General features: G+C 72.8%; 8 protein-coding genes. 3 read left to right on the top strand and 5 right to left on the bottom strand.

Annotation, left to right across the window (positions count from 1 at the left end):
- The first annotated feature begins 70 nt into the window (after positions 1-70).
- Entirely contained in the window at positions 71-862 is a 792-nt protein-coding gene (locus tag ABZ172_RS04095; RefSeq protein WP_356879965.1) for a metal-dependent hydrolase, read from the top strand.
- Positions 863-918: 56 nt separating this feature from the next.
- The gene (locus ABZ172_RS04090; protein ID WP_356879963.1) at positions 919-2,454 is read left to right on the top strand and encodes an ATP-dependent DNA ligase; all 1,536 of its coding nucleotides are present in this window, start codon (positions 919-921) and stop codon (positions 2,452-2,454) included.
- Between the two features lie 52 nt (positions 2,455-2,506).
- On the opposite strand, the gene ABZ172_RS04085 is transcribed toward ABZ172_RS04090, so the two are convergent.
- The 5 genes from ABZ172_RS04085 to ABZ172_RS04065 form a co-directional block, all read right to left on the bottom strand.
- Positions 2,507-3,862, bottom strand: a complete 1,356-nt coding sequence (locus tag ABZ172_RS04085; protein ID WP_356879961.1) for an NAD(P)/FAD-dependent oxidoreductase — start codon at positions 3,860-3,862, stop codon at positions 2,507-2,509.
- A 145-nt stretch (positions 3,863-4,007) separates the two neighbouring features.
- Positions 4,008-5,789, bottom strand: a complete 1,782-nt coding sequence (locus tag ABZ172_RS04080; RefSeq protein ID WP_356879959.1) for an ABC transporter ATP-binding protein — start codon at positions 5,787-5,789, stop codon at positions 4,008-4,010.
- Entirely contained in the window at positions 5,786-7,723 is a 1,938-nt protein-coding gene (locus tag ABZ172_RS04075) for an ABC transporter ATP-binding protein (RefSeq protein ID WP_356879957.1), read from the bottom strand. Before ABZ172_RS04075 ends, ABZ172_RS04080 begins: the two co-directional genes overlap by 4 nt.
- A gap of 190 nt (positions 7,724-7,913) precedes the next feature.
- Positions 7,914-9,368 (bottom strand): Gfo/Idh/MocA family oxidoreductase, encoded by a 1,455-nt coding sequence (locus ABZ172_RS04070; RefSeq protein WP_356879955.1) that lies wholly within the window; start codon positions 9,366-9,368, stop codon positions 7,914-7,916.
- 277 nt (positions 9,369-9,645) lie between these two features.
- On the bottom strand, positions 9,646-10,092 hold the full coding sequence (locus ABZ172_RS04065) for a MarR family transcriptional regulator (RefSeq protein WP_356879953.1): 447 nt from the start codon (positions 10,090-10,092) through the stop codon (positions 9,646-9,648).
- 166 nt (positions 10,093-10,258) lie between these two features.
- On the opposite strand from ABZ172_RS04065, the gene ABZ172_RS04060 reads away from it, so the two are divergent.
- A complete protein-coding gene (locus ABZ172_RS04060; protein ID WP_356879951.1) occupies positions 10,259-12,064 on the top strand; it encodes an ABC transporter ATP-binding protein in 1,806 nt (601 codons plus the stop codon).
- The last annotated feature ends 7 nt before the right edge of the window (positions 12,065-12,071 follow it).

The raw sequence follows: 12,071 nt of genomic DNA, 5'->3' as shown, positions 1-12,071 counted from the left end.
GCCGCCTCGCAGAGGCAATGGCGGCCCGGCCGGAGCACACGGCCGAATCACGATGGGGGCGGGAAGAACCATGATGGGACCGGCACATTCTCTGTCAGGTGCGGCGGCCTGGCTGGGGGTGGGTGCCGCGGCGGCCGCCGCGGGCCACACGATGCCCTGGCCCGTCCTGGTCGTCGGGGCCCTGATCACCGCCGGCGCGGCGCTCGCCCCGGACCTCGACCACAAGTCGGCCACCATCTCGCGCGCCTTCGGTCCCGTCTCCAAGGCGCTCTGCGAGATCGTCGACAAGCTCTCCTACGCCGTCTACAAGGCGACCAAGGGCACCGGCGACCCGCGCAGGACCGGCGGCCACCGCACGCTCACCCACACCTGGCTGTGGGCGGTCCTGGTCGGCGCGGGCGCCTCCTTCGTGGCGGTCACCGGCGGCCGGTGGGCGGTCCTGGCCATCCTCTTCGTCCACCTGGTGCTCGCCGTCGAAGGACTGCTCTGGCGGGCGGCCCGCGTCTCCAGCGACGTCCTCGTCTGGCTGCTCGGCGCGACCAGCGCGTGGATCCTTGCGGGCGTCCTCGACCAGCCCGGCAACGGCGCGGGCTGGCTGTTCGACGCGCCCGGACAGGAGTACATGTGGCTCGGGCTTCCCATCGTCCTCGGAGCGCTCGTCCACGACATCGGGGACGCCCTCACGGTCTCCGGCTGCCCCGTCCTGTGGCCCATACCGATGGGGCGCAAGCGCTGGTACCCGCTCGGCCCGCCCAAGTTCATGCGCTTCCGGGCCGGCAGCTGGGTCGAGGTCAAGGTGCTGATGCCCGCCTTCATGATCCTCGGGGGAGTGGGCGCCGCCGCCGCCCTCAACATCATCTGACGCGGTCCCGGAGCCTCCGGGGGGCGGTGGGCCCCACGGCGTAGCACGATGGCCGCATGCTGCTCGCCAGGCTCGCCCACGTCTCCCGCGAGGTCGCCGCCGCCTCGGCCCGCACCCGCAAGACCGCCCTGCTGGCCGGTCTCTTCCGGGAGGCGGAGCCGGACGACGTACCGGTCGTCATCCCCTACCTCGCCGGCCGCCTCCCGCAGGGGCGGCTCGGCATCGGCTGGAGCGCCCTGCGCGTCCCGGTGGCGCCGGCCGGCACCCCCACGCTCACCGTGGCGTGGACGCACGCGGAACTGACCGCGATCGGAGCCCTGGGCGGCCCGGGCTCACAGACCGCCCGCAAGGAGCGCCTGACCCTGCTGCTCGGCGCGGCCACCGAGGACGAGCAGCACTTCCTGCGCGGTCTGCTCACCGGAGAGGTGCGCCAGGGCGCGCTCGACGCCGTCGCCGTCGACGCCCTCGCGGACGCCGCGGGGGCACCGCCCGCCGAGGTGCGGCGCGCGGTCATGCTCGCCGGCGCCCTGGGCCCCGTCGCCCGTACGCTCCTCTCGGAGGGCCCCGGGGCCCTCGCCGCCTTCCGGCTCACCGTCGGCCGGCCGGTCCAGCCCATGCTCGCCCACACCGCCCGCTCGGTGGCCGAGGCGATCGACCGGCTCGGCCCCTGCGTCGTCGAGGAGAAGCTGGACGGCATCCGCGTCCAGGTCCACCGGGACGGCCCGCGGGTGGGCGTCTACACCCGCACCCTCGACGACATCACCGACCGGCTCCCCGAACTCGCCGAGTCGGTGGCCGCGTTCCCCGGCGAACGGTTCGTCCTCGACGGCGAGGTGATCGCCCTCGGACCCGACGGGCGGCCCCGGCCGTTCCAGCAGACCGCCGGCCGGGTGGGCTCCCGGCGCGACGTCGCCACCGCCGCGGACGCCGTCCCCGTGGTCCCCGTCTTCTTCGACGCGCTGTCCGTGGACGGACGCGACCTCCTCGACCTCCCCCTCACCGAACGCCACCGGGAGCTGGCCGCTCTCGTCCCCGGGCCGATGCGCGTGCGCCGCCTCGTCGTGGCCGACCCCGCGGACGGCACCGGGCGGGCGGCCGCGCTGGCGTTCTCCGAGGACACCCTGGCCCGCGGGCACGAGGGCGTCGTCGTCAAGGGCACCGCGGCGCCCTACAGCGCGGGCCGGCGCGGCGCCTCCTGGCTGAAGGTGAAGCCCGTGCACACCCTGGACCTGGTCGTGCTGGCCGCCGAATGGGGCCACGGCAGACGCACCGGGAAGCTCTCCAACCTGCATCTGGGGGCGCGCAGGGACGACGGCACCTTCGCGATGCTGGGCAAGACCTTCAAGGGGCTCACGGACGCCATGCTCACCTGGCAGACCGAACGCCTCCAGGAGCTGGCCACCGCCGACGACGGGCACGTGGTGACGGTCCGTCCGGAGCTGGTCGTGGAGATCGCCTACGACGGGCTCCAGACCTCCACCCGCTACCCGGAGGGCGTCACCCTGCGGTTCGCCCGGGTGCTGCGGCACCGCGAGGACAAGAGGGCCGAGGAGGCGGACACCGTCGCCACGGTCCTCTCCCGCCTCACCTGACACCGGCCCCGTCCCCCGGCCTGTGCGGGGGGACGGGGCCGGTGGAGGCGGGTCAGCCCCGCAGGTCCGCGGTGTGGGCGCGGATCTCCTCCGGGGTGAGGTAGGAGTCGGTGTACTCGAAGTCGCGCAGGGTCGCCTGCTTGCGGGACTGGAAGCCGGTGCGCACGAAGTCGTCCCCGGCGATCGCGTTGAGCAGCCAGTTCGTCATGACCCGGGTCTTGGCGACGTTCGTCCGCAGCGCCGCCCAGTGGTAACCGCGCGCCGCGGCCTGCGCCGGCATGCCCCGCAGCTCGATGCCCAGCGGCTTGGAGACGGCGTCCCGGCCGCCGAGGTCCACGACCAGCCCCAGGTCCTTGTGCACGTACGGCTGGAGCGGACGGCCCCGCAGGGACGCGATGATGTTGTCCGCCAGCTTGCGGCCCTGGCGCATCGCGTGCTGAGCGGTCGGCGGGCAGATCGCCCCGTCCCCCTTGGCCAGGTCCGGCACCGCGGCGGCGTCCCCGAGCGCGAACACCCCGTCGGCACCGGCCAGGCTCATCTCCGGTGTCACCGCGAGCCGGCCGCGCACGGTCTCGGCGTCGAGGGTCGCGATCAGCGGACTCGCCGCGACCCCCGCGGTCCAGATCAGCGTGCGGCACGGCAGCACACGGCCGTCCGTGAACGTCACCTTGTCCGGCCCCGCCTCCGCGACGGAGACACCGAGCGAGACCTCGATCCCGCGCTTGCGAAGGACCTCCAGGGCACTGACCCCGAGCTTGTCGCCGAGCTCCGGCATCAGCTTCGGCGCGATGTCGATCAGATGCCACTTGATGAGCTTCGGGTCCAGCCGCGGGTAGTGCTTCACGGCGTTGCTGGTGAGCAGTTGCAGACAGGCGGCCGTCTCGGTGCCCGCGTACCCGCCGCCGACCACCACGAACTGCAGCCGGGACGCCCGCTCCTCCTCGTCGTGACTGGCGTCGGCCAGATCGAGCTGGGAGATGACGTGGTCACGGATGTACGCCGCCTCGGCCAGCGTCTTCATCCCCCGGGCGTTGTCCACCAGCCCCGGGATGTCGAAGGTCCGGGTGACACTGCCGGCCGCGAGCACGATGTAGTCGTACGGCTCGTTGACGATCTCGTCCGTGATCTTCCGGACGACACAGACCTTCGCCTTCGTGTCCACCCCGATGGCCCCGCCGGGCACGATCCGGGTGCGGTGGCGCCGGCTGCGGCGCAGGGACACGGCGACCGACTGGGGGGTGAGCACCCCGGAGGCGACCTGGGGGAGCAACGGCAGGTAGAGCTGGTACGAGAACGGGGTGACGAGCGCGATGTCCGCTTCGCCGGGAGCGAGGGTGCGCTCCAGCCGGCGCACGCACTCGACCCCGGCAAAGCCGGCGCCGACAACGAGAATCCTGGGTCGTGCCACAGTGTGCGTCCCTTCTCGGGCTTACGCGGTCATCGCTCCCCTGCCCCGGATCCGGAGCCAGTCACTCCCTCATCCTCACCGCAGGCGGCGGAGTCCGCCTCCCGTACGGCGGCGGAGGGGCCGCCGCACGGGAGGCGGACTCCGCTCAGCCGTGCCAGGAGCGCCACAGCGCCGCGTACGCGCCGTCCGCCGCCACCAGCTCGTCGTGGCTGCCCAGCTCGCCGATCCGCCCGTCCTCGACCACCGCGATCACATCCGCGTCGTGCGCGGTGTGCAGCCGGTGCGCGATCGCCACCACCGTGCGGCCCTCCAGCACCCCGGCCAGCGAACGCTCCAGATGACGGGCCGCCCTCGGGTCGAGCAGCGAGGTCGCCTCGTCCAGCACCAGCGTGTGCGGATCCGCCAGGACCAGCCGGGCCAGGGCGATCTGCTGCGCCTGCGCCGGGGTGAGGGCCAGGCCGCCCGAGCCGACCTCCGCGTCCAGACCCCCGTCGAGTGCCTTCGCCCAGCCGTCCGCGTCCACCGCGGCCAGCGAGGCCCACAGCTCGGAGTCCGCCGCGTCCGTACGGGCGAGCAGGAGGTTGTCACGGAGCGAACCCACGAACACATGGTGCTCCTGGTTCACCAGGGCCACGTGCGTCCGCACCCGCTCGGCCGTCATCCGCGACAGTTCGGCGCCGCCCAGCGACACCGAACCCGCCCGGGGCGCGTAGATCCCCGCGAGCAGCCTCCCCAGCGTGGACTTGCCCGCCCCGGACGGCCCGACCAGCGCCAGCCGCGTCCCGGGCGGCACGTCCAGCGACACCCGGTGCAGCACGTCGACCCCGGCGCGGTACCCGAAGCGCACCTCGTCGGCCCGCATCTCCCTGCCGTCGGGGGCGACGAGACCGTCCCCCGCGGCCGGCTCGATCTCGCGCACGCCGACGAGCCTGGCCAGGGACACCTGGGCGACCTGGAGCTCGTCGTACCACCGCAGGATCAGACCGATCGGATCCACCATCATCTGCGCCAGCAGCGCCCCGGTCGTCAGCTGCCCGACGGAGATCCAGCCCTCCATGACGAACCAGCCGCCGAGCAGCAGCACCGCCCCCAGGATCGTCACGTACGTGGTGTTGATGACGGGGAAGAGCACCGAACGCAGGAAGAGCGTGTACCGCTCCCACGCGGTCCACTCCTTGATCCGCCGGTCCGACAGCGCGATCCTGCGGGAACCCAGCCGGTGCGACTCCACGGTCCGCCCGGCGTCCACGGTCTCGGCGAGGACGGCGGCGACCGCCGCGTACCCGGCGGCCTCCGAGCGGTACGCGGAGGGCGCCCGCCGGAAGTACCAGCGGCAGCCCACGACCAGCACCGGGAGTGCGATCAGGACCGCGAGCCCCAGCGGCGGGGCGGTCACGGTGAGCGCGCCGAGCAGCAGCCCGGCCCAGACCACCCCGATCGCCAGCTGCGGCACGGCCTCACGCATCGCGTTGGCCAGCCGGTCGATGTCCGTCGTGATCCTGGACAGCAGGTCCCCGGTGCCGGCCCGCTCCAGCACCCCGGGCGGCAGCCCCACCGACCGTACGAGGAAGTCCTCGCGCAGATCGGCGAGCATCTCCTCGCCGAGCACCGCCCCGCGCAGCCGCATCGTCCGGGTGAACACGGTCTGCACGACCAGTGCCAGCGCGAACACCGCGGCGGTGCGCTCCGGACGGAGGTCGGTGACCCCGTTCGAGAGGTCCTCCACCAGCCTGCCCAGCAGGTACGGGCCGGTGATCGACGCGATCACCGCGACGGCGTTGACCGCGACGAGGAGCGCGAAGGCCCTGCGGTGACGCCGCAGCAGGGCGTTCACGTACGCCCGTACGGTCGTCGGCGAACCGACCGGCAGGGTCGTCGCCGACTCCGGTGCGGCCGGGTCGTACTCCGGTGGTGCCAGGCGGGTCATGCGCGCTCCTCGATCTCTTCGGCCGCACGGGCCGGCCGGAGGCCGTCGACCGCGGTGCGTCCCTCCGGTGCGGCTGTACCCGCCGCCTCGTCCTCGGTCCCGCGCGTCACGACGGCCCGGTACCGGGGCTCGCTCCGCAGCAGCTCGCGGTGGGTCCCCGCCGCGACGACCGTGCCCCCGCGGACCAGCACCACACGGTCGGCCAGGTCCAGCAGCAGCGGCGAGGACGCGAACGCCACCGTCGTACGGCCCCGGCGCAGCCGCTCCACACCGGCGGCGACCCCGGCCTCGGTGTGCGCGTCGACCGCGGACGTCGGTTCGTCGAGCACGAGCACCTGCGGATCGGTGACCAGGGAGCGGGCCAGCGCGAGCCGTTGGCGCTGACCACCCGACAGGGACCTGCCCCGCTCGGTGATCCGGGTGTCCATCGGGTCGCCGTCCGCGTCGGCGGACGCCTGCGCCAGCGCGTCCAGCACATCGCCGCATCGGGCCGCGGCGAGGGCGTCCCGGGCCGTCACCGCGCCCGAGGACGGCACGTCCAGCAGCTCCCGCAGCGTGCCCGACAGCAGCACCGGGTCCTTGTCCTGCACCAGCACCGCCGCCCGCGCCGCGTCGAGCGGCAGTTCGTCCAGCGGCACCCCGCCGAGCAGGACCGAGGGCACCGGGCCGGGCTCCTCGTCGGCCTCGTGCCCCGCGGCCTGTCCGGCCTTCTCGGCCCCTTCGGTCTTCCGGACCCCTTCGGTCCTCCCGGTCTTCCTGACCCCTTCGGTCTTCTCGGCATCCTCGGCGTGACCGCCGAGCCGCTCCGCGAGCCGCCCCGCCGCGTCGGGATCGCCGCAGACCACGGCGGTGAACAGGCCCTGCGGTGCCATCAGCCCGGTCACCGGGTCGTACAGGTCGCCGCCGGACACCCCGGCGTCCGCCGTCGGGGTACGGGTGCCGCGCCGCAGCGACAGCACACGGACCGCACGCCGGGCGGACGGCCGCGAGAAGGAGTACGCCATGGCGATCTCCTCCACGTTGCGCAGCGGGAACAGCATCAGGGTCGCCGCGCTGTACACGGTGACCAGCTGACCGACGTCGATCCGGCCGTCCCGGGCGAGGACCGCGCCGTACCAGACGAGGGAGATCAGCAGGACTCCCGGCAGGAACACCTGGATCCCCGAGATGAGGGCCCACATCCGGGCACTGCGCACGGCGGCCTCGCGGACCTCCTGGGAGGCCCGCCGGTAGCGTCCGAGGAACAGCTCCTCGCCGCCGATGCCGCGCAGCACCCGCAGCCCGGCGACCGTGTCCGAGGCCAGCTCCGTGGCCCGGCCCGCCTTCTCGCGCTGCTGGTCCGCCCGGCGGGTGGCCCGGGGGAGCAGCGGCAGCACCGCCAGGGCCAGCACCGGCGTGGCGATCGCGACCAGCACCCCCAGGGACGGCAGGTAGAGGACCAGGCCCACACAGATCAGCACGAGCGCGGTCGCCGCCGCCAGGAAACGCGACAGCGCCTCGACGAACCAGCCGATCTTCTCGACGTCGCCGGTGGACACGGCGACCACCTCGCCGGCGGCCACCCGCCGGGTCAGGGCCGAGCCCAGCTCGGCCGTCCTGCGCGCCAGGAGCTGCTGCACCCGCGCCGCGGCGGTGATCCAGTTGGTGACCGCCGTCCGGTGCAGCATGGTGTCGCCGACGGAGATGAGGACGCCGAGGACGACGAGGAGGACCCCGGCCCGCACGAGGTCCCCGCCGGAACGGTCGATGACGGCCTGCACCGACAGACCGACGGCCAGCGGCAGGCCCGCGATCGCACAGTGGTGGAGCAGCCCCCAGCAGAGGGACTTGAGCTGCCCCCTGAGCTGGCTGCGCCCGAGCCAGAACAGGAAACGGGGGCCTGACCGCACGTCGGGATCGCCGGGATCCGAATACGGAAGATCGCGAATCTGCATGACGTCCCAAGGATCGGAAGCGGAGATCCGTGGTGGATCTCGTGGAACAGTGGGGGACCAAACCGTGCAAGGTTCGCTTCCCGGCCCCGTCCCGGGCAACCGAATTATTTCGGCGCGACGGCCCGTTCCGCCGTACGCCGGGGAGCCCCGCCACCGGTTGTGGTGACGGGGCCCTCCCGCGGACGGCGTCCTATTCGGCGGGCCGTGCGGAGTCCACTCCGGAACGGGCCTTCCGCCACTCGCCCCGGGTGAAGTCGGGGATCTGCTGGGGCGCCCCCTTGGCCCTGATCGACAGGTGGCTGAGCGGTACGGGCGCGGTCCAGGTGGCGGCGTCGTACACGTCGAAGTCGGGGGCGAGCCCGAGACGCATGCACTGCATCAGCCGGAACACCATCATGTAGTCCATCCCGCCGTGGCCCCCGGGCGGATCCGCCTGCTCCTTCCACAGCCAGTGGTCCCACTCGGCGTACGCCCCGAAGTCGGCCCACGTGTCGTCGGAGTGGTCCGGTTCCAGGTAGATCCGCTCCGGGTAGTCCTCGAACACCCCCTTGGTGCCGCCGAGGCTGTTGATCCGCGAGTAGGGGTGAGGGGTGGACACGTCGTGCTCCAGCCGGATCACCCGGCCCTTGGCGGTCTGGACGAGACTGATCGTCCGGTCGCTCTCGATGTAGGTCTCCTTCCAGCTCGGGTCGCCGGCGGGCATGTGCTCCTCGCGGTAGGCGGCGAGACCGAGCGAGGGCGTCCCGACACTCGTGATGCTGACCGCGCGGTCGCCGCGGTTGACGTCCATGTAGTTCGCGACCGGGCCGAAGCCGTGGTTGGGGTACAGGTCGCCCCGCAGGCGCGTGTGCCACAGCCGCCGCCAGGGCCCCTCGTAGTAGTCCGGGTCGAACATCAGGCCCCGCAGGTCGTGGTTGTACGCACCCGCTCCGTGCAGCAGGTCACCGAACAGACCGGCGTGCGCCATCCGCAGGACCCGCATCTCGTTGCGCCCGTAACAGCAGTTCTCCAGTTGCATGCAGTGGCGCCGGGTCCGCTCGGAGAGGTCGACCAGCTCCCACAGCTGGTCCAGCCGCAGCGCGATCGGGCACTCGACGCCGACGTGCTTGCCGTTCAGCAGGGCCGTCCTCGCCATCTCGAAGTGGAAGTCCCAGGGGGTCGCCACGTAGACGAAGTCGATGTCGCCGCGCGCGCAGAGGTGCGCGTAGTCGTCCTCGCCCTTGGTGTACACGGCGGGCGCCGGCCGGCCCGCGGCCGTCACCTTCGCGGCCGCCCGCTCGGCCTTGTCCTTCACCGGGTCGCAGACGGCGACGATCCGCACCCCGTCGACGGCGAGGAAGAGGTCGATCATGCTGCCGCCGCGGTTGCCGAGCCCCACGATGCCGACGCGTACGGTCGAACGCCGGTCGAAGCGGACCCCGGCCATGGTCGCGCCCTTGCGGACCGGAACGGACAGGGGATCAGGAGCGGAGCCCTGCTCCGCTGCCGATGCCGTCCCGGCGGCCCCCAGCCCGAGTCCGGTGCTCGCGGCCCCCACCGCGCCGGCCGTGCTGCGAAGCACGGAACGGCGGCTCGGCGCCCCGTCGTCCGTGGTCCGCGGGCCCTGGTCCCGGGGGGTGCGGTCCTGTGCTGCGTCGTCCTTCATCTGGCCTCCAGAGAGGGGAATGCGACGGTGCGCGTACGTTCCCGGGGGCCCGCACGGGCACGGCGGGACCCCGAACCTCGTTCAGGACCTTGGTGGTTGAGGCTGGTGTTGCGCAAGGGGGCGGTGAGCGGACCCCTGCGCCCGGACCGTGCTGGGTGGGGTACGTGGGGCGCGCGAGTCAAGTGATTCGGGTGAGTCGCGCGGGCCGGGTGGGTTACGCGGGACAGGGCACAGGAAGCGGGTGCCGCCCGGGTGCGCCGTCGGGCAGGAGGGACGCTCAGCAGCGGCGGCGGTCCGGCATCCCGTCGACCAGCGCGGTGAGCAGGCCGCCGAGCACCTCACGCTGCTCGGCGGTCAGCGGAGCCAGGATCTCCTCGGCGGCCGCCTTCCGTGCGGCCCGCATCGACCGGAGCACCGCCCGGCCCTCCTCGGTGATCTCGATGCGGACCACCCGCCGGTTGTTCGGATCCGGGGCGCGCCGCACCCGGCCGCTCGCCTCCAGGCCGTCGACCAGGGCGGTCACCGCCCGGGGGACGACGTCGAGCCGCTCGGCGAGATCGGCCATCCTCGGTGCGCCCTCGTAGTGCGCGGCCGTGCGCAGCAGACGGAACTGGGCCGGAGTGATGCCGACCGGCTCCAGCTGGCGGCTCTGGATGCGCTGGAGGCGGCGCGTGAGTCGCAGGAGCTGCTCGGCGAGCAGGCCGTCGGAGTCGGGGGAGTCCATGAGGGAACAATATCAGGACCTGGTTCATTGTGAAGAGGGGTAACAATGAGCTAGGCTCTCACGATCGGCCCGCCCTCCCGTCCGGACCTCCGAGTCACCTTCCGGGAGCCCGGGCCCCTGGCGCCTCACTCGCCTCACCCCTCGAAACGCACCCTCGAAGGAGCCCATGAAACCCGACGAACCCGCCTGGACACCTCCAGCCGCAGAGGACGCGCAGCCGCCCGCCGAGCTGCGCCGCATCTTCCGTCTCTTCCGCCCCTACCGCGGCCGGCTCGCCGTGGTGGGGCTCCTGGTCGGCGCCTCCTCCCTGGTGTCGGTCGCCTCCCCGTTCCTGCTCCGCGAGATCCTGGACACCGCGATCCCCCAGGGGCGCACCGGACTCCTCACCCTGCTGGCGCTCGGCATGATCCTCACCGCCGTGATGAACAGCGTCTTCGGAGTCCTCCAGACCCTGATCTCCACGACGGTCGGCCAGCGCGTCATGCACGACCTGCGCACCGCCGTCTACACCCAGCTGCAGCGGATGCCGCTCGCCTTCTTCACCCGGACCCGCACCGGCGAGGTCCAGTCCCGCATCGCCAACGACATCGGCGGCATGCAGGCGACGGTCACCTCCACCGCCACATCCCTGGTCTCCAACCTCACCTCGGTGATCGCCACCGTGGTCGCCATGCTCGCCCTGGACTGGCGGCTCACCGTCGTCTCGCTGCTGCTGCTCCCCGTGTTCGTCTGGATCAGCCGTCGTGTCGGCCGGGAGCGCAAGAAGATCACCACCCAGCGCCAGAAGCAGATGGCCGCGATGGCGGCCACGGTCACCGAATCGCTCTCGGTGAGCGGCATCCTGCTCGGCCGCACCATGGGCCGCTCGGACTCCCTCACCCGGGCCTTCTCCGAGGAGTCGGAGCGCCTGGTCGACCTGGAGGTGCGCTCCAACATGGCGGGGCGCTGGAGGATGTCGACCATCGGGATCGTGATGGCCGCGATGCCCGCCGTCATCTACTGGGCCGCGGGCTTCACCCTGCAGAGCGGTGTCACCGCCGTCTCCATCGGCACGCTCGTCGCCTTCGTCTCGCTCCAGCAGGGCCTGTTCCGGCCCGCCGTGAGCCTGCTCTCCACCGGGGTGCAGATGCAGACGTCCCTCGCCCTGTTCGCCCGCATCTTCGAATACCTCGACCTCCGGGTGGACATCACCGAACCGGAACAGCCCGTCCGGCTGGAGAAGGTACGCGGCGAGATCGCCTTCGAGGACGTCACCTTCAGCTACGACGAGAAGAGCGGCCCGACCCTGAGCGGCATCGACGTGACCGTCCCCGCGGGGAACAGTCTGGCCGTCGTCGGACCCACCGGATCGGGCAAGTCCACGCTGAGCTATCTGGTCCCGCGGCTGTACGACGTCACCGGCGGCCGCGTCACCCTCGACGGGATCGACGTGCGGGACCTCGACTTCGACACCCTCGCCCGCGCGGTGGGCGTGGTCTCCCAGGAGACCTACCTCTTCCACGCCTCCGTCGCGGAGAACCTCCGCTTCGCCAAACCGGACGCCACCGACGAGGAGATCGAGGCGGCGGCCCGCGCCGCGCAGATCCACGACCACATCGCGGGGCTGCCGGACGGCTACGACACCCTCGTCGGGGAACGCGGGTACCGGTTCTCCGGCGGCGAGAAGCAGCGGCTGGCGATCGCCCGCACCATCCTCCGGGACCCGCCCGTCCTGATCCTCGACGAGGCGACCAGCGCCCTCGACACCCGTACGGAACACGCGGTGCAGCAGGCCATCGACGCCCTGTCCCGGGGGCGCACCACGCTCACCATCGCGCACCGGCTCTCCACCGTCCGGGACGCGGACCAGATCGTCGTCCTGGACGAAGGCCGCGCGGCGGAGCGCGGCACCCACGAGGAGCTCCTTGCCCAGGACGGACGCTACGCCGCCCTGATCCGCCGCGACGGCGACCCGGTCCCGGCGACGACCTGAGGGCCCG

Origin of the sequence: Streptomyces sp. NPDC006296 (genome assembly GCF_040613235.1) — a bacterium.
Taxonomy (GTDB): domain Bacteria; phylum Actinomycetota; class Actinomycetes; order Streptomycetales; family Streptomycetaceae; genus Streptomyces.
The sequence above is the reverse complement of the archived record's forward strand: the minus strand, read 5'-3'. Positions and strand labels throughout refer to the sequence as shown.